This window comes from Brevibacterium renqingii (assembly GCF_017808105.1).
Classification (GTDB): Bacteria; Actinomycetota; Actinomycetes; order Actinomycetales; family Brevibacteriaceae; genus Brevibacterium; species Brevibacterium renqingii.
Genome location: NZ_JADBHF010000013.1, coordinates 48,230 through 66,376, shown reverse-complemented (window position 1 = coordinate 66,376; position 18,147 = coordinate 48,230). Strand labels below are relative to the sequence as shown.

The 18,147-nt window shown below is 66.8% G+C and carries 17 protein-coding genes; 7 read left to right on the top strand and 10 right to left on the bottom strand.

Features of this window, described 5'->3' with window-relative positions; all coding sequences use genetic code 11:
* Positions 1-47: 47 nt before the first annotated feature.
* Positions 48-2,621, bottom strand: a complete 2,574-nt coding sequence (locus tag IHE57_RS13470; RefSeq protein WP_209373748.1) for an HNH endonuclease signature motif containing protein — start codon at positions 2,619-2,621, stop codon at positions 48-50.
* A gap of 695 nt (positions 2,622-3,316) precedes the next feature.
* Here IHE57_RS13470 and IHE57_RS13465 point away from each other — a divergent pair.
* On the top strand, positions 3,317-4,522 hold the full coding sequence (locus tag IHE57_RS13465) for an NAD(P)-dependent malic enzyme (RefSeq protein WP_209373746.1): 1,206 nt from the start codon (positions 3,317-3,319) through the stop codon (positions 4,520-4,522).
* A 101-nt stretch (positions 4,523-4,623) separates the two neighbouring features.
* On the opposite strand, the gene IHE57_RS13460 is transcribed toward IHE57_RS13465, so the two are convergent.
* Positions 4,624-5,046, bottom strand: a complete 423-nt coding sequence (locus IHE57_RS13460) for an organic hydroperoxide resistance protein (protein ID WP_209373744.1) — start codon at positions 5,044-5,046, stop codon at positions 4,624-4,626.
* A 138-nt stretch (positions 5,047-5,184) separates the two neighbouring features.
* Positions 5,185-6,297 (bottom strand): SPFH domain-containing protein, encoded by a 1,113-nt coding sequence (locus IHE57_RS13455; protein WP_209373741.1) that lies wholly within the window; start codon positions 6,295-6,297, stop codon positions 5,185-5,187.
* Between the two features lie 311 nt (positions 6,298-6,608).
* Here IHE57_RS13455 and nagB point away from each other — a divergent pair, with 311 nt between their 5' ends.
* The 6 genes from nagB to IHE57_RS13425 all read left to right on the top strand — a co-directional run bounded on the left by nagB (position 6,609) and on the right by IHE57_RS13425 (position 12,712).
* Positions 6,609-7,391, top strand: a complete 783-nt coding sequence (nagB, locus tag IHE57_RS13450; RefSeq protein ID WP_209373739.1) for a glucosamine-6-phosphate deaminase — start codon at positions 6,609-6,611, stop codon at positions 7,389-7,391.
* A 105-nt stretch (positions 7,392-7,496) separates the two neighbouring features.
* Positions 7,497-8,333, top strand: coding sequence for a CoA transferase (locus IHE57_RS13445; RefSeq protein ID WP_209373737.1), 837 nt, complete (start codon positions 7,497-7,499; stop codon positions 8,331-8,333).
* 155 nt (positions 8,334-8,488) lie between these two features.
* A complete protein-coding gene (locus tag IHE57_RS13440) occupies positions 8,489-9,568 on the top strand; it encodes a glycosyltransferase family 2 protein (protein ID WP_209326183.1) in 1,080 nt (359 codons plus the stop codon).
* Entirely contained in the window at positions 9,565-10,482 is a 918-nt protein-coding gene (locus tag IHE57_RS13435) for a hypothetical protein (protein ID WP_209326184.1), read from the top strand. Before IHE57_RS13440 ends, IHE57_RS13435 begins: the two co-directional genes overlap by 4 nt.
* An 81-nt stretch (positions 10,483-10,563) precedes the next feature.
* A complete protein-coding gene (locus IHE57_RS13430; protein ID WP_209373735.1) occupies positions 10,564-11,025 on the top strand; it encodes a DUF3151 domain-containing protein in 462 nt (153 codons plus the stop codon).
* A 187-nt stretch (positions 11,026-11,212) separates the two neighbouring features.
* Positions 11,213-12,712 (top strand): MFS transporter, encoded by a 1,500-nt coding sequence (locus IHE57_RS13425; RefSeq protein ID WP_209373734.1) that lies wholly within the window; start codon positions 11,213-11,215, stop codon positions 12,710-12,712.
* Positions 12,713-12,848: 136 nt separating this feature from the next.
* Here IHE57_RS13425 and IHE57_RS13420 read toward each other — a convergent pair whose 3' ends face one another.
* From IHE57_RS13420 to IHE57_RS13390, 7 genes are all read right to left on the bottom strand, one after another.
* Positions 12,849-13,787: a polyphosphate polymerase domain-containing protein gene (locus IHE57_RS13420; RefSeq protein WP_209373732.1), complete on the bottom strand. Its 939-nt coding sequence runs from the start codon at positions 13,785-13,787 to the stop codon at positions 12,849-12,851.
* Positions 13,784-14,419 (bottom strand): DUF4956 domain-containing protein, encoded by a 636-nt coding sequence (locus IHE57_RS13415; RefSeq protein ID WP_209373731.1) that lies wholly within the window; start codon positions 14,417-14,419, stop codon positions 13,784-13,786. Before IHE57_RS13415 ends, IHE57_RS13420 begins: the two co-directional genes overlap by 4 nt.
* 93 nt (positions 14,420-14,512) lie before the next feature.
* Positions 14,513-15,181 carry a response regulator transcription factor gene (locus tag IHE57_RS13410; RefSeq protein ID WP_209326189.1) on the bottom strand — a complete coding sequence of 223 codons (669 nt, stop codon included), beginning with the start codon at positions 15,179-15,181 and terminating at the stop codon, positions 14,513-14,515.
* Complete coding sequence (locus IHE57_RS13405; RefSeq protein ID WP_209373729.1) at positions 15,178-16,614, bottom strand: sensor histidine kinase; 1,437 nt, start codon at positions 16,612-16,614, stop codon at positions 15,178-15,180. Before IHE57_RS13405 ends, IHE57_RS13410 begins: the two co-directional genes overlap by 4 nt.
* Positions 16,604-17,053 (bottom strand): hypothetical protein, encoded by a 450-nt coding sequence (locus tag IHE57_RS13400; RefSeq protein WP_209373727.1) that lies wholly within the window; start codon positions 17,051-17,053, stop codon positions 16,604-16,606. The genes IHE57_RS13405 and IHE57_RS13400 overlap by 11 nt, the downstream gene beginning before the upstream one ends.
* A 69-nt stretch (positions 17,054-17,122) precedes the next feature.
* On the bottom strand, positions 17,123-17,500 hold the full coding sequence (crcB, locus tag IHE57_RS13395; protein ID WP_209373725.1) for a fluoride efflux transporter CrcB: 378 nt from the start codon (positions 17,498-17,500) through the stop codon (positions 17,123-17,125).
* Positions 17,497-18,102 carry a fluoride efflux transporter FluC gene (locus IHE57_RS13390; RefSeq protein ID WP_253720273.1) on the bottom strand — a complete coding sequence of 202 codons (606 nt, stop codon included), beginning with the start codon at positions 18,100-18,102 and terminating at the stop codon, positions 17,497-17,499. The genes crcB and IHE57_RS13390 overlap by 4 nt, the downstream gene beginning before the upstream one ends.
* Between the last annotated feature and the right edge of the window lie 45 nt (positions 18,103-18,147).

The window sequence follows — 18,147 nt, the reverse complement described above, 5'->3', positions numbered from 1 at the left end:
CGCGGTCCGAGAGGGGGAAGGATGGTTTGTCGGGTTCGTATACGTGATCAGAACGGCGGCGGATCGACTTCGAGGTCGCGATCCCAGTTCACTTGGTTACCGGTGTAACGAGCGTCCCAGGGGTCGTTGGCTCCTGAGCCGACGCCTCGGCGGGAGCGGCTGTTGTCTCCTTCGCGAGCGCCGCCTTCACGGTCAGCGGTTGTGGGTGTGCCGGACGCAGTTGTGTCAGTCGTGCTGCTGTCGGTTGAGAGGTCTCGGGCTGCGGACTTGGCAGACGCAGATGTGCCAGTCTTGTTTCGACTCTTACGGCGCATGCGTTCTGTGAATTCGGCGAAGTAGCGGTTGCCGGTCAGCTGTTTCATCGATGACGCATCGGAACCGGGTGGGAGGCAGAGCTGGAATACGGCATTCTCCCAATCGAGAGATCGCTGCACCATCCTCCGCTGTCGTGCTGTGCGCTGATCCTGGAGCGCCTGTGACAGTCGTCGATTCCGGGCTTCCCGTTCCTCCGCGAGGCGCTTGGCCTCGTCGCGCTGGCGAATCAACGATTCACCAGGCATGAGTTCGAGCACCATCGGGGGAGGCGGGGCCATCTGCTCGGGCAGCCGCCAACGCTCAGGGCGCATGTCGGCCAGGGCTGCGAATTCCAGAGCTTGAGCGATATTGATCGGCTGGTCGGGAGGCGACACCGTGGTGGAGATTCCGTGCCGGAAGTCGTAGTCGAGCTGCCAGGAATCAGGCATAGTGACCCCCAGGCGACCGGCAGTCTTGAGCGCATGATGTTTTTTGCACAGCGGGTGGAGGTTGCCAAACCGAGTGAGCCCTCCTTTGAGAGGGTCGAGGTGGAAGAACGGGATGACATGGTCCATCTCAGACTTCTCCGCTGTGCGCTGGCAACCGGGAACGGTGCAGTTGTTCCACTGCTCTACCAAAGTCTTCCGCAGATCCTTCGGAACCGGATAGCTCGTGGCCTTCGCATCGATCGGGGTTCCGGTGGCGGGGTCGGTGAGGATCCTCTGGATGGTCTTCGAACGACCAGCGATCGTGCGGGCCACCTCGGCGGGAATCGGCGAGCCGTCGGCCAAAGTGCCCGGCAGCTCCGAGTCACCGGTCAGGGTGAGGAAAGGAACGGTTGCGACGGTGGCGGCCTGCTGCGACAGCCACCACTGACTGGTCGGCATCCGCAGCTTCACCCAATACTCCACGGGACCGAGGTTGTCCTCGGAGTCCGGGCGGAACGCAGAGCCGGCAGCGCAGTCGTCGGACTGTTCGACGTCCGCCGGGTGCTGCCTGGGCATTCCGCCCGGACTCGTGGGTGCGACTGGGGGCGTTCCTGGACTCGTGGGTGCGACCCGAGGCGATCCTGAGATCGTGGGCGAGCCACCAGCCGATCCCGAACTCGTTGATTTCCTTGCCACTGTTTCGGCGAAGTCCTCAAGACCGGCGTCGGAATCGACTCCGGGAACCATTTCCCCGTCGGCATCGAGCAGTGGAGCTTCGCGGGTGGTTCGGATGCCTGTGATCGGGTCGACCGAGAGGACTTTGACGCTCAGTTCGGGGACCGGCCTGATCAGCAGGTCGTACTGGAGCTGGTCGATGGTCCGATCGTCGTTCAGCTCCATCCCGGACGGCAGATTGAACGTCGTCGTGTTCTTCCCATGGACAGCGCGTGCCATGGCGCGGATGCGGTTGTAGCAGGAGTAGATCTCCGCCGAGGGACCGCTTACGATGAGGCAGGCCGAGCCGTCTTTGCTGCCTTCGACATCGACCCGACGACGCTTCGTGGCGATCTCGGTCAGGTCGGTCGGAGGTACGAGCAGGCTGATCATCTTCTGCAGTGCCCTGCGCAGAGTCTCGCAAGTGATATCGGCCCGCTTAGTGGCCAGGAACGAGTCGACGTCGGGAAGGTGCTGGAATGCAAGATTGCGGCACAGCTGGGAGACGACGTCGATATGAGCCTGAGTGAATTGGCCACGACGGACGCGGTCGGCGAAACGGGGGAGGCCGTAGAGGATCGTCATCGCCGCTGACAGCTGCCGATAGGTGCGAGGGGTGTTGGTGCCGAGCGCGGTCGAGATCTCGACCAGGTCTTCGGGTTCGACGTTGTCGTAGACCCACGTCGCAAAACACGTGTGGGGATCGAACTCGGGAAACTCCGGAAGCAAGCGTCGAGCGGACTCTGCGGCCTCCTTCTTCTGGGCACGAGCGAACTCTTCGTCGTAGGGCACGAGAGACGAGGAAGTCGTCTCGGCAGTCTGACTGACGGTTCGGCCGCTGCCGGCCGGACGGTCGCTGGCGGCTTGACGGTCGGTTCCGCTGCGACGGGCCTCGATGTCTCCCTCTGCTTCCCCGTCTCGACGGGCCAGAGTTCCTGCGATCGTCTCGCAACGGAAAGGTTCGGAGCCCTCGGGCACTGAGAACTCGAGGTTGAGGAAGATCTGCTCGAGCACCACTCCGGCAGCTGACTCGAGGACCGCGAAATGGGCACGATCCGAGGCTGTCGCGACCTCCGCGAATCGGGTCATGTTCGATTCGAAGCGGATGGCATAGCGCGGTGACGGCTTCGTCGCTCCCGGCTTGCCGGCCCGCGGCGGAGCCGACCGGGTAGTGGTGCCCTTCATGTTGTTCTCACCTGCCTCGGACCTCGTTGTCGGAGTAGTGTGGCTGATTTGAAAAGCTCTTAGCATCATGATACACGATCAAAAAGCCAGTGGCCATAGCAAAAATAAAATAGATTCGAATATTTCTCGATTTCGTATGAACTGTGCTTTCGTTCTCTGATCATCCTCGCATCCGCCACTGACACAGGAACCGACACAGGAACCGGCACAGAACCCGACACAAAGACCGACACAAGGAACTGCCACGGGGAACGGGAAGCGGGGAGCCGCCTCGGCGAAAGGTCTGCAGAACATGCCACCTCAGCGGACATGCGGCCTCGATTTAAGCGAATTTTCGCGTGAAATGAGGGAGGTCATCGGTTATGCTGATCGGGTTGCCGGATGCGACCCATGAGGTCGGTACTCGCCCCATGCGAGCCGTATCCGCACAGCGCGCAACCGCGGCGCCCTTCACCTAGGGTCTGCACCACGGGACGCGCAGACGTCACCGATCATCCTTCACTGGTGACCAGTTCTTCGTTCCGACCGCCGTCGACGAACTCATTCCGGTTCGTCACCGTCGACGAGCTCATTCGAGTTCATTCGAGCTCATTCGAGCTCTGCTGTCGACGCACCCACACGGGCCTCGGCGCTTCGACGATCACTGCCGATGGCACCGGCACCGCCCTGCCGTCGCACAACCACGAGGATCAACCATGACGACCACCGCCCATAACTCCACCGCCTCCGACCAGAACTCGCAGTCTCCGATCACCGATGAGGAGATCTTCGCCGCGCACGAGGGTGGCAAACTGTCCGCCGAGCTCACGAGCCCGCTGCAGACTCAGCGCGATCTCTCGATCGCCTATACGCCGGGCGTGGCCAAGGTCTGCACCGCGATCAAGGACGAGCCGCAGCTGGCTCGCACGCACACCTGGACCGGCCGCCTCGTCGCGGTCGTCTCCGACGGTTCGGCCGTGCTCGGCCTCGGCGACATCGGGCCGCAGGCGTCCCTGCCGGTGATGGAGGGCAAGTGCGCCCTGTTCAAGAGCTTCTCGGGTCTCAACGCGATCCCGATCGTGCTCGACACCAACGACACCGACGAGATCGTCGAGACCATCATCCGCATGGCCCCGACCTTCGGCGCGATCAATCTCGAGGACATCTCGGCCCCGCGCTGCTTCGAGATCGAGGACCGCGTCAAGGCCGCGCTCGACATCCCGGTCATGCACGATGACCAGCACGGCACCGCCGTCGTCGTCCTCGCGGCGCTGACGAACGCGCTGCGCGTGGTCGACAAGTCCTTCGACTCGATCAAGGTCGTCGTCTCCGGCGCAGGTGCCGCAGGCGTCGCAGTGGCGAAGATCCTCGCCGACGCCGGCGTCACCGATGTCGTCGTCCTCGACTCCAAGGGCATCGTCGAATCCGGCCGATCCGACCTGTCCGAGACCAAGCAGGCCATCGCCTCCGCCACGAATCCGCGCGGGATCTCCGGCGGGATCGGCGAGGCCCTCGACGGAGCCGACGCCTTCATCGGCGTCTCCGGCGGCACCATCGACGAGGCGCACCTGGCGAAGATGGCCGACGAAGCGATCATCTTCGGCCTGTCGAACCCCACCCCCGAGGTGGCCCCCGACATCGCCGCGAAGTACGCGACCGTTGTGGCCACCGGCCGCAGCGACTTCCCGAACCAGATCAACAATGTGCTCGCGTTCCCCGGAATCTTCCGCGGCGCCCTCGACGCCGATGCCGACGAGATCACCGATGACATGAAGCTCGTCGCTGCCCGGGCGATCGCCGACCTCGTCGGCGATGACCTGGCTCCCGGCTACATCGTGCCCGGTGCGCTCGATTCCCGTGTGGCGCCGGCCGTCGCCGAGGCGGTCGAACGCTCCGCGCTGGAGGCGATGACCGAGCGCTGACGGTCAGTCAGTCCGCACACGGCTGAGGGGAGGGTGAAGAGAGTTCTTCACCCTCCCCTCAGCCGTGCTGTCTGCCGACCCTTCAGCTGCGGGGCCCGAGCTCAGTCGTCGGTGACGTTGATGGTGACGTCGATGTTGCCGCGGGTGGCGTTGGAGTACGGGCATACCTTGTGGGCTTTGTCGGCCAATGCCTGAGCCTCGGCCTTGTCGAGGTGCGGGAGGGTGACCTCGAGTTCGACGGCGATCTGGAAGCCGCCCTCGTTGTCCTTGCCGAGGCTCACGCGGGAGCCGACCGAAGAATCCTCGATATTCGCCTTGGTCTGACCCGCCACGAGACGCAGCGCCGAGTGAAAGCAGGCCGCGTAGCCGACCGCGAAGAGCTGCTCGGGATTCGTGCCGTTGCCGCTGCCGCCCATCTCCGTGGGGGTGGCGAGATCGACATCGACCTGTCCGTCGCTCGTGCGACCGTGGCCATCGCGGCCTTCGCCGGTGGCCAGTGCTTCTGCGGTGTAGAGGGCCCTCATGATTCATCCTTTCGTCGGTGGCGCGTTGCGCGGCCGGGCGCTGGCCGGCGTTCGTCCTGCGGCTGCCCCGCGTTCGTCCCGCGTTCGTCCCGCGGCTGTTCCGCGGCTGACGCGCGGTGCGGGCTCAGCGGTCGATCATTACCGTGGATCCTGCGGAGGCTGCTGTGGGCTCGTCCACTGCTGGGCGATCGACTGTGCTCTCGACTTCAGCGACTGTGCGTTCGGCTGATCGGCCCCGCCCGAGTTCGGCGGCGTCGTCGGCTGCGGCGGGACATCGTCGCGATCCGAGCGGCGGCTCGAGGTATACCGGCTGCCCGGAGCACTCAGCGTGGCGCCGTCCTCGGCGGCGTTGGCGGCGAACAGGGCGTTGCGGATCTCCTGACCCATCTCGCCCAGACCGCCCGGGTTCGAGGGCATGAACAGCACGTTCGACCGCCCTTCCTGGGCCACGTTCTGCATGGTGTCGAAGTACTGGGTCATCATCAGCAGCTGCTCGGCGGTCTTGTCGATGCCGACCTCCTTGAGCTTGGCGTACTGCTCGGCGATGCCGTTCGCGATCGCCTTGCGCTGCGAGGCCACACCCTCACCGTGCAGGCGCATCGCCTCGGATTCGGCCTCCGCCTGGGTGACGCGCTTGATCTTGTCGGCCTCAGCCAGGGACTGTGCGGCGACCCGGTCGCGCTGAGCGGCGTTGATCGAGTTCATCGAGTCGCGCACCTTCGGATCCGGAGTGATGTCGGTGACCAGCGTGCTCACGATCTTGAATCCGTAGCGCTTCATCGACTCCGAAAGCCGGCGCTCGACGTTCTCCGCGATGTCGTCCTTCGATTCGAATGCCGTATCGAGAGTTAGCCCCGACAGCGCAGAGCGGACGGTGTCGAAGACGTAGGAGCGGATCTGCTCCTCCGAGTTCGCCAGCCGGTAGTAGGCATCGGCGACATTGTCCTCTTCGACGACGTACTGGACCGCGACCGGCACGGTGACGAAGACATTGTCCTTCGTCTTCGACTCGATGTTGACCTCGAGCTGCTGGACGCGCAGAGAGATCGGCTTGCTCGTCGTCTCGACGAGCGGCATCTTGAAGTTCAGCCCCGGCTTCGCGACCTTCTTGAACTTCCCGAACCGTTCGACGATGACGTTCTCCTGCGTCTTCACCGTGAAGAACATGCTCGTGCGCAGCTTGCCGAACAGCAGAACGGCGATGACGAGGATGACGATGACTACAACTATGGTGACCGCGAATCCAGTCATGATGCTCCAATGCGTCGTAATGTCGGCCGCGACGCGACCGCTGTTGCCTACCACCCTAGTAGTCGAACACCGCCGGAGCATATGACAAGGGCGCTTTTTCGACCGCGCGACCGAGCCGCGAGCGAGCCGCGACCGAGGGAAACGAAGTTCGGAGCGCTTGGGTGAGGCGACGCGATCAGGGCGCGGCGCACTCATACAATGGAACGCAGAACGGACGTCGAGGTGGAAGCCGACCAGGGCCGAGACGTCACCGTGCGGTCATCGGGCGTGGCACGGACGACGACGCCGAGGCATTGCAGACGGGAGATCCCATGGAAGTTGTCATCGCCGATGATCAGACGCTGGCGATGCTGGCAGCCGACGCCATCGAACGGCTGCTGCGCACCGAGGCGGCCCCCGTCCTCGGGCTGGCGACCGGATCGAGCCCGCTGCGCATCTACGATGAGCTGACCCGCAGACACGAGCAGGACGGCCTGTCCTTCTCCCAAGCGCAGGCGTTCATGCTCGACGAATACGTCGGACTGGCCGCCGATCATCCGGAACGCTACCGCAATGTCATCGAGACGGAGATCGGCTCCCGCGTCGACTTCGGCCCCGGCGCCGTGCACGGCCCGGACGGCCTCGCCGAAGACCTTGACGCCGCGTCAGCAGACTACGAGCGAGCGATCGCCGAGGCGGGCGGAATCGACCTGCAGATCCTGGGCATCGGCACCGACGGGCACGTGGCCTTCAACGAGCCGGGGTCGTCCCTGTCCTCTCGCACGCGCGTGAAGACCCTGACCGAGCAGACCCGCGTCGACAACGCCCGCTTCTTCGACGGCAACCTCGAGCAGGTGCCGACGCTGTGCCTGACCCAGGGGATGGGCACGATCATGGAGGCCGGCCACCTCATGCTCGTGGCCACGGGTGCGAACAAGGCCGAGGCCGTGCACCAGATGGTCGAGGGACCGATCTCGGCGATGTGGCCGGCGACGGTGTTGCAGATGCACCGGCACGTCACCATCTTGGTCGACGATGCGGCGGCGTCGCGCCTGCAGCTCGGCGACTACTACCGGCACGCCTACGCGAACAAGCCGGAGTGGCAGAACCTCTGAGCGGGCGGCGTTCGAGCCGACCCCCGCGCACATGACTCACCTGGCCAACTGCACATGGCCAGCACTTTCAACCGGACACGTGACCCGCACCTTTGAGGAGAGACGATGGATGATCGGCAGCCGCTTGACGGAGTGACAGTGATCTCGCTGGCCGGCAATCTGCCCGGGCCGCTGGCCGCGGCGCGATTGACTGCCCTCGGGGCGCGTGTGATCAAGGTCGAGCCGCCGGCCGGCGATGCCCTCGCCGCTGCCGTCCCCGCCTATTACGAGGAGCTGACCGCAGGTCAGGAGATCCTCACGATCGACCTCAAGGACCCTGCGGGGCGCGGCCGGCTGAGCGAGCTCGCCGCGGACGCCGACATCCTGCTCACCGCCATGCGCCCGAAGGCCGCGGCCGCGCTGGGCGTGCCCGAACTCGTCGAGGAGAACGCTCTCGTCCACGTCGAGATCGTCGGTTTCGCAGGCGACCGCGCCGATGTCCCCGGACATGACCTCACCTATCAGGCCGCGCACGCCACTCTCGTGCCCGAAAGCATGCCGACAGTGCCCGTCGCCGACGTCCTCGGCGGTGAGCACGCCGCGCTCGAGGCCGTGGCCGGTCTGCGCCGGAAGGAACAGCGCGGAAGCGGGGAAACGGGCGGAATCGTCAGACGTGTCGTCCTCGACGAGGCGGCCGCCTGGGCGGCAGGACCGGCCCGGCACGGTCTGAGTTCACCGGGCAGCCACCTCGGCGGGGGTTCGCCCTTCTACCGCACCTACGCCACACAGGACGGGCACGTGGCCGTCGCCTGTCTCGAGCCGCACTTCGCGAAATCACTGGCCGCGAACCTCGGATCCGAGCACGAGGCGCTCGAACGCGCCTTCGCCGCCGAGCCCACCGCGCACTGGACCGAGTTCGCCTGCACGCACGATCTGCCGATCGAGGCCGTCGTCGCGGGCTGATCGGCCGCGAGGTCGTCGTCGTCACCTCGGACCGCAGATCGCCGACCGGCACCTCGAGTCCTCGCAGGTCGCCGACGCAGGTCGCCGACGCAGGCTCCACCAGGCTGTGTGACCCCTCAAGGCCGCGCCCGCGCACATGTGGGAAGATTGAAAGCGTGTCGAAAGCAATTGAGATCCTGACCCCGGAGGGCCTGCCGCCGCTGGCCGAGAGACCCGGAGTCTCCTACATCATGCCGGTGCTCAACGAGGCCGAGCACATCGAGCAGGCGATCACCACGATCCTCGCCCAGGACTACGACGGGGACAAGGAAGTCGTTCTCGCCCTCGGCCCCTCGACCGACGACACGAACCGCATCATCGCCGACATGGCGGCCGCCGATGCGCGGATCCAGACGGTCGACAACCCGGAGGCCGCGACCCCGATCGGGCTCAACCTCGCCTTCGCCGCGACCCGTCACCCGGTCATCATCCGCGTCGACGCCCACTCCGGACTCAACCCCGAATACACGCAGCAGGCCATCGACACCCTCCGCGAGACCAAGGCCGCGAACTGCGGGGGACTCATGCTCGCGAAGGGCAGGACCGCGTTCCAGAAGGCCGTCGCCCGCGCCTACATGTCCCCGGTCGGCCTCGGCGGCCCCGCCTATCACTCCGGCGACGAGGCGCAGGAAGCCGAATCGGCCTACCTCGGCGTCTACCGACGCGAGGTCTTCGAAACCCTCGACGGCTTCGACGAAGGCATCCGACGCGGACAGGACTGGGAGCTCAACCTGCGCATCCGCACCGCCGGCGGCCGCATCTGGTTCAACCCCGACATGGAGGTCACCTACTGGCCGCGCGGAACGTGGTCGAAGATCGCCCGCCAGTTCTGGGCGACCGGCATCTGGCGCGCCGAGCTCATCCGCCGCTACGGCGGGCAGAACTCCATCCGCTACTTCGCCCCACCGCTGCTCGTGCTCGGCATGAGCGCCGCCGTCATCGAGACCCTGCTGCAGCTGACGGGCCGGACGAAGACGTGGCCGAAGCTCCTCCGCCGATTCACCTCACTCGTCCACGTGCCCAGCTTCGGCTACATCGCCGGGATCCTCGCGACCGCCTCGGCGGCGAAGGACTGCGGGAGACGGGAACGGTTCTGGTTCGGCATCGTGCTGCCGACCATGCATCTGTGCTGGGGCGCCGGATTCCTCAGGGGCCTGGTGACCGGAGCGGGAACGACGAAGGACGGAAGCCGATGAGCAAGCGGAAGCCAGGCCGCGTCGACAGAGACCGCTATGGGCGCGGAGTCAACGACCCTCTGCCGGCGGTCGAACCCGAATCCCATGAGCGTCTCCCGGTGCCCGAGCGTCCGGAGCCGAAGAAGTTCAACGCACCCCTGTGGGCCGGTGCGATCGTCCTCGTCGCCCTCGTCGGCGTGCTGCTGTTCAACATCTTCGGCAGCAAGGACCAGCTGACCGTCGATTCGCTCAATCCGCCGGCCGTCGCCGCACTCGACGGCGGTTCCGCCGTGTACCCGGCCAATTCGAAGCTCGCCTTCACGGAGAACGTGAAGTTCGGCTACCTCCCGGCGCCCACCCTGAGCGCTCTGAAGGACGGCACGATCGTCGCCGCCGACCCCGAGACCGCGGCGAAGTCGATGGGCCTGAAGAAGGGCCTCGACGAGGTCACCGCCGACGAGTTCGACGACGCATCGATCTCGCCTCCGCGCAAGGACACGAAGGCCGGTGAGCCCATCACCTGGGACGAACTCGTCGACGAGCTCGGCGGCGACACCGTCTTCCTGCCCGAGATCGATTCCGCTAAGGTCGCCGGTCCCGCCCTGCAGACCATCACCGAGGCGGAGCTGACGGATTCGACGATCGTGCGCACCGCCGACGCCGAGGTGGCCCGTGCCGCCGCCGATGCCGGCGTCGACGCGATGTTCACCGGGGACTATGCGACGTCGTCTCCCGAGGACCTTGCACAGTCCGGCTACACCGCGGTGGCAGTGCGCGCTGACGCCGTGTCGACCTGGGCCGATTCGGACCTCGATGTGTGGGCCACCGGCGTCAAGGACGAGAAGCAGCTCGACAAGCTCGCCGATGCGGGCGCCTTCGGCGCACTGAGCACGAACCCGTATGAGGTGCTGCCCTCCGAAGTGAAGACCGATTGAACGTGACTCGGAGGCGGGGAGCCGCCTCGGCGAGCAGATGACGATACTGATCAGGAAGGAACTGATCAAGAAGGAGAAGCAATGACCCAGCCCATCGGCAGCCCATCGCACATCGGCAACCTGGACGCGAGCCAGCTCGGGCCGCAGCCGACCTACCTGCCCGACGACCACCCGGACGTGGAGGCCAAGACGCGCATCGACGCCGGCGAGGAGCCCGTCGACGTCGTCGCCGCCCTCCCCGCCTCGTCGCTGGCCTGGGCCGAGCTCGCCGATGAGGCGCACAAGGAGGGCCGTCTCGTCGACGCCTATGCCTACGCCCGCGTCGGCTACCACCGCGGTCTCGACGCTCTGCGCGCCGCCGGCTGGCGCGGGGCCGGGCCGATCCCGTACTCGCACGAGGTCAACCGCGGATTCCTCCGCGCCCTCTACGCGCTCGGCCGGGCCGCCGGCGCCATCGGCGAGGGTGAGGAAGCCGCCCGCATCGAGGAGTTCCTGCGCTCGTCGGACCCGACCGCCGCCGAGGCGATCGGCAAGGGGGAGTAGGCCCGCTCTGACGGGACGGCTTCCTTGCGGCCCTGTCTGCGACAGAAAGCACTGGTTGCGAACAGGGCTTTCTGTCGCAGACAGGGCCGTTTGCAGTTGACAAGGAGAAGCAGCCCTCGAGGTGCGTGAGCAATCGCACCACGGTCACCGATTGTGCTTGTGAGCGCGGGGGAGTAGAACAATACGAATGAGTGATACTTCCGAGACGGTCATGACCGCCGAGCAGCGCAAGATCCTTGCGGTGATGCTCGTCCCGATGTTCATGTCGCTGCTGAGCGTCTCGATCGTCAATGTCATCCTCCCTGACATGCAGCGCTCGATCGGGGCGTCGAACTCGGCGATCCAATGGGTGCTCTCGGGCTATACGCTCGCCTTCGGCGTGCTCCTCGTCGCAGCCGGGCGCGCCGGCGATCTCTTCGGTCGGGGCCGCCTCTTCATCATCGGCGTCAGCGTCTTCGCCCTCGGCTCCCTCATCTCCGGGCTGTCCCCGGATCCGCTCGTGCTCAACATCGCCCGCGTCGTCATGGGCCTCGGCTCCGGTCTGCTCAGCCCCCAGGGCGTGGGGATGCTCCAACAGTACTTCCACGGCAAGGTGCGCGGTCGCGCCTTCGGGATGTTCGGCACGATCGTCGGCGTCTCCGTGGGCATCGGGCCCGTCCTCGGCGGCGGGCTCATCGCCGTGCTCGGCGAGGAGTGGGGATGGCGTTCGGCGTTCCTCATCAACGTGCCGATCGCCCTGGCAGCGATCATCCTCGGCCGGTTCTGGCTCCCGAAGAGCGCCTGGGTCGGCACCGACTCCGAGTCCGACACTGAGCCCGAGTCCGACACTGAGTCCGAGCCGCACGACCGGCAGCGCGCCGACTTCGACCCGGTCGGACTCGTCCTGCTCGCCGTGGGCACGCTGCTGATCATGCTGCCCTTCCTCGAACGCAGCGCAGGGGCCTGGATCTACGCGCTCGTCCCGGTCGGCGCCGTCGTCATCTGGCTGTGGGTGCGGTGGGAGAACCGCTACTCCCGCCGAGGCGGATCGCCGATGGTCGACATGCAGCTGTTCCGGACCCGCAGCTTCGCCTACGGGGCATCGCTGACGTCCATGTACTTCGTCGGCATGCCCGGCATCTGGGTCATCGTGGCCCTCTACCTGCAGAACGGCCTCGGGTTCTCCGCCCTCCATGCGGGCCTCGTCGGCCTGCCCTCGGCACTGCTCTCGGCCCTCGCCGCGCAGGCGGCCGGCCGCGTCGTGCTCACCTTCGGACGCAAGATGGTCGTCCTCGGGGTCGGAATCGGCCTGGCCGGGGTCGTCGCCTCGGCGCTCCTGGTGCTGGCCCATGAGGCCTGGGGCATCAGCATCTGGTGGCTGCTCCTCACGCTCGGGATCACCGGTCTCGGGCAGGGCATGGCGATCAGCCCGAACCAGACGCTCACCCTCGCCGAGGTTCCCGTCGACTACGCGGGAAGCTCCGGCGGCGTGATGCAGACCGGACAGCGCGTGGGCACGGCCATCGGCATCGCGATCGTCACCGCAGTCTTCTTCATCGTCCAGCCGATGGCCGGCTACGGCGCGGCCATCGTCGCAGGCTTCGGGTTCATCGCGCTCGTCATCGTCTTCGCCGGAATCATCGGACTGGTCGACCTCGCCCGCGGGCGGAAGAAGACACAGCCCCGGTCGGAATACACGCACTCCTGAGCTTCGGGCGCACGACAGTGCGGCCCGTTCAACGGTGCGGCTCGTTCAACGCTGAGTCAGAATATCGTCGCTGCCCCGTGTCGATATTCTGTCGCAGCGTTGAACGAGGCCGGGCTCCGGCTCAGCAGGGCCGACCTCACCGGAAGTACCGGCGGATCGTCCTCTCCCAGGGGTTGCTCGGCAGCTGCGGGTAGAGCAGCGCGGCCGAGACGCAGTACTTGCTCACCTTGTGCGGCCGGACGCCGACCTGCTTGAGCAGACCGTCCCAGATCCCGCCGCCACCGGGCGACTTGGTCTCGACGAGGACATCGCTCGGCCCGACGTGCTGCTCATCACCGTGGACCGCGCGGATGTCGAGGTCACAGGTCAGCCGCTGGTCCGCATGGCAGAGGGTGATGCGGTCGTAGACAGTCTCGACTACGGGTTCGAGGTCCGCGGCCCGCAATCGGGCACGGGCGCTCGCACTGTGGCCAGTGCTCGCGCTGCGGCCAGCGCTCCCAATGCGGTCGGCTGAGCTACGACCCGCCTGAGCCGGTGCTCCGTCGAGGACGGAGTCGATGAACTCCCGGTCCCCGGGCGTGAGCGTCAGCGGAGACTCGAGGGGATGGGCGATGCGCTCCTTGACCGTCTGACCGCGGTAGCCCTTCGACTTCACCTCGAGATGACAGGTCCCGGTATCGACATAGGTGCGGGTGCGGACCTTGAACCGGTGCCGACGCTCCTGGACATGGTCACGGTAGAACCGGAAATCGGGAGTATCGAAATAGGTGGTGCGGTACTCGAAGCGGTGCTTGCCGCCGATCTCGAGGACACGGAAATCGTCCCGGGTCGCCGCGAGCAGGTCGATGAAGAGCCCGCGCGGAAGGAAGTACTTCCGATCGACGCGAGTCATCAGCCTCGCCTGCGCGTTGATCTCGTCGAGCGAGATCGGTGCCAGCCGCTGCAGCTGCGTCTCGAGGGCGAGCCCGCTCGCGGTGGCGGCCTCGGCGCTGTCGGCGCTCGCCGGCCCGCCTGCCAGGGCGGGGTTCATGCCCTCGTCGGGGACTGCCTCGGCGATGGTGGCGTCCCGCATCATCGGACCTCGGTGTCGAGCATTCCCGGCATATGGTCGGCAGCGGCGCGGCTGCCGGGCTGCGCGGCCTCGGCGGCACCGGACCGGCGGCGGGGCTTGGCCCGGTAGCGGACGTCGACGAGCGTGGTGTCGCGGACGAGGTCGATGTCGAGGACCTCGACGCGGACGGTGTCGGCGGCGAACATCTCGGTCAGGTGCGCCATCAGCGCGTCCCGATCTGTGATCGCACGGTCCAGGGTCAGGGTGTGACGGTGCGTCGAGGCGGCGATGAGCGGGCTGTCGAGGACCGCGATGGCCAGGATGACGAGCGCGGAGAGCACGGGGGTCAGCCACATCGGCTCCGGATGGAGTCCGGCCAGCAGGCCGAGCGCCAGGGCCGTGAAGTAGTAGGCGATCTCCTGCTGCGTGATCTGGTCCGAGCGCAGACGGATGATCGAGAGGATGCCGAACAGACCCATGCCCAGCCCGACGCCGACCTCGACCGATCCCAACGCCGAGGTGACCGCGACGACTCCGATGTTGAGCGCAACATAGGACAGCAGCAGATCGCGCCGACGGTGACGGCGGAAGTACAGGACGTAGGCGAGTACGACGATGGCGACCAGATCGGTGCCCACGGCGATGGCGAATGGCATGGTTCCTCCTTTTGACGTTCACCATCCACTCTGGTGGGCGAGGTTAAGACCACGATGAGGTGAAGATGAGAGCTTTCACATCTTCGAGAGCTTTCACATCTTCGTCACGCGCAGCCGGTAGCCGGCGCCGCGGACGGTCTCGAACGTCTCATGGCCGAGCTTCTCCCGCAGATAGCGCACGTAGACGTCGACGACATTCGAACCGGGGTCGAAGTCGAGGCCCCAGACCCGGCTGAGCAGCTGGGCGCGGCTGAGGACCTGGTCGGGGTGTTTGACGAAGACCTCGAGGAGGGTGAATTCGCGGGAGCTGAGCTCGACGGTGGTGTCCCCGATATGGGCGCGGCGGGTGCGGACGTCGAGGGCGATATCGCCGGCCCGCAGCACCGTCGCCTCCTGCGGGTCGGCGGCGCGCAGGCGCAGCCGGATGCGGGCGAGGAGCTCATCGAAGGCGAACGGCTTGCGCATATAGTCATCGGCGCCGCTCGACAGTCCGGCGACGGTGTCCTCGATCGACTCCCGGGCGGTGAGGATGATGACGGGCAGCTCATGGCGTTCGCTGCGGATCATCCGCAGCACGCTGAAGCCGTCGAGGCCCGGCAGGCCGAGGTCGAGGACGACGAGGTCGTAGCGGCCGGTGCGCACGAGCTCGATCGCCTCGTGGCCGTCCTCGACGACATCGGGGGAGAACCCCTCGGCCCGCAGCCCCTTGGCCACGAAGGAGGCGATGCGGTCTTCGTCCTCGACGATGAGTATGCGGGTCAACTGGTCTCTCCTTCTTCCCGGTGCCAGGGCAGTCGCAGCAGGAACGTCGCCCCTTCGCCCTGGACGGAGCTGACGGTGACGGACCCGCCGTGGGCCTTGGCGATGCGGTCGACGATCGTCAGCCCCAGGCCCGTGCCCTGGCGGCCATGTCTGGTCTTCTTCGAGCGGGCGAAGCGTTCGAAGATCCGGCTCTGATCCTCGGCGCCGACACCGGTGCCCGTATCGCGGACCCACAGCTCGACCATCCTCTCGGAATCCTCGTCTGCGATCCGGCCGCCGAAGGCGATGGTGTCGGACTCGTCGGTGTAGTCAACGCTGTTGGCCGCCAGCTGCAGCAGCGCCTGCGTCAGCCGCTGTTCGTCGACGACGCCGAACGCCTCAGGGGTTGTGTCGATGATCCACCGGCGCGGGGCCAGTGCGCTCGCCTTCGAGAAGCTCTCGAGCACGAGGTCGGTGAGGTCCGCTTCGGCGAGGACGAGGAAATCGGGGCGCTCGCTGCGGGCGAGCATGATGAGCTCGTCGACGAGGCGGGACATGCGTTTGAGCTCGTCGCCGACGAGTTCGAGCGTGTGCCGCCGGTCCTCGGGATCGTCGCCCATGACGTCGAGGTGTCCGCGCACGACCGTGATCGGCGTGCGCAGCTCGTGACCGGCGTCGTCGAGGAACTGCCGCTGCCCGTCGAAGGCGGATTCGAGCCGGTCGAGCATCCGGTTGAAGGTGTCGCCGAGGTGGGCGACGTCATCGTTGCCCGTGACCTCGATCCTCCGGGTGAGGTCGTCCTCGCCGATGCCCGAGGCGGTCTCGCTGAGTTCGCGGATCGGAGCGAGGACGCGGCCGGCCACGAGCCAGCCGAAGAATCCCGCGGCGATGAGGGCGATGACCGCGATCCCGGTCATCGTCCAGATCGTCGCCCACGCCTCCTCGTACTGTCCGGCGAGGAATTCGACGATGACCAGCTGCGCCGTCTGGGACTGTCCTTCGACCTCGACGGGCATGACCGCATAGGCGACCCGCCCGGAGTCGGTGCTCAGCTCGCCGGTCTGCGGCGTGGTCACCTTCGCGGCCTCGGCGACGAATCCGGGATCCTTGTCGAGACGGACCGGGGGATTGTCGACGCTGCGCTGGTCCTCCTTGCCGTCGATGATGCTGAAGAAGGTCTCGGACTGCTCGGGCAGGTTGGTCTGCAGGTGGCTGGTCATGAGCTTCTGCACCGAAGCGTAGGGGCGACCGTCGGTGGGGTCGGGCTTCGAGGCGAAGTCGCGGAACTTGTCGACTTCGTGCTGCAGCTCCGCGTCGGCCTGGATCCTCACCCGGGACAGCTCGGCCCGGGCGGTCGAGAGGACGATGACGAAGACCGCGATCGTGAGCACGAGCATGATCCATGCGAGGATGCGCGTGCGGGCGGTCACCCCGCGGCGCTGATCAGTCGTCATCGTCGTCCTCGTCGTCATCCTCCGCGTCGTCATGATCGTCGTGGTCGTCGTCTTCATCGTAGGCGTCGTGACGGTCGTCATCGTCGCGGTCGTCGTCCGTGTCGTCGCGGTCGGCATCATCGGAGTCATGATCGTCATCGTCGCGATCATCGTCGCGCTCGTCGTCTCCGGCATGGCGCGGCGGGGCCGGGGCGATGCGTTCGGCGCCGGTGGCATCGCCGTCCGCGGATCCGGGCGGGGGAGAGCTCGGCGACTTCGGGGCGCGGGACTCTTCGAGCGTCGGTTCGCTCTGCGGCGCCGTCGTCGAGGTGGCCGAGGGGATGACGATCGGGGGACCGAGCTTCGTCTCATCATCGGCCAGCGACTTCCCGACGACGATCCAGGCGAGGACGCAGAGCAGGACGGCGCCGATGCCGAGAATCCAACCGTAGCGCCTCATGCCCCCAGTATGGACGAGGGGCGGGAGAGTTTCAGCGCCGCGGCGATGAGAGTTCTCTCATCCCCGGTCTCACACCAGTCCGCCGAGCCACAGGCCCACACCCGCGGCACCGGTGGCGAGCACGAGCGTGCCGAGGGCGTTGACCAGGCTGGCCGCCCATCTGCGCTCCTGCACCAGCCGCACCGTCTCCACACTGGCGGTCGAGAACGTCGTATAGCCGCCGAGGAATCCCGTGCCGATGACGAGATGCCAGACCTCCGGCAGCAGATGATGCGCGGTGAGTCCGGTGAGGAAGCCGAGGGCGAGCGAGCCCAAGACGTTGATGAGGATCGTCCCCCACGGCACGGCTCCGGCCAGGCGGGCCTTGATGAGTCCGTCGAGCAGCATGCGGACGGCCGCGCCGAAGCCGCCGGCGACGGCGATGCCTGAGAACACGATCCACGTCATCGCTGTCCTCCGTTCCGGGACTCGGGAGCCGCCTCGGCGAGGTCGGGATCGACGGGCACCTGCTGCGCCCCCGGTCGGCGGTGCGTGGCGGCTCCGACGGCGATGCCGGCCCAGGTGGTCAGACCGCCGAGGACGACCGTGGCCAGGCCATAGCCGATCCCCGCTGCCGCGGCGCCTCGGCCGAGCAGCTGTGCCGCATCCGCGGCCAGGGCGCTGTAGGTGGTGAAACCGCCCATGAAGCCGGTGCCGATGAGGATGCGCATCGTCCTCCGCACGCCTTCGTCGGGTCCGCTGCGGGCGAGGGCTTCGAGGAGGAGGCCGAGGAGGAAGGCGCCGAGGACGTTGATGGCGAAGATCGCGACCGGAATGCCGTTGACCGCGGGCACGGCGAGGCTGATCGCCTCACGGGCCGCGGTGCCGCCGATGCCGCCGACGAAGGCGAGACCGAGGAAGGAAGCGCGCAGGTGGGTGGGACGATGCATGTTCTCTCCTACCTTTCGGGCATGCCGGTGCCGACTGAGGTAGGGACTGTTGTCGAGGACCGTGAACGGGAACCCGAGGTTGGGTACGGCGAGCCCCACCGCCGCGGCGCATGCGATCATGCGTCGTGAGTCATTGTGTCATATCGCTTGGCGTCGCTGCTCAGG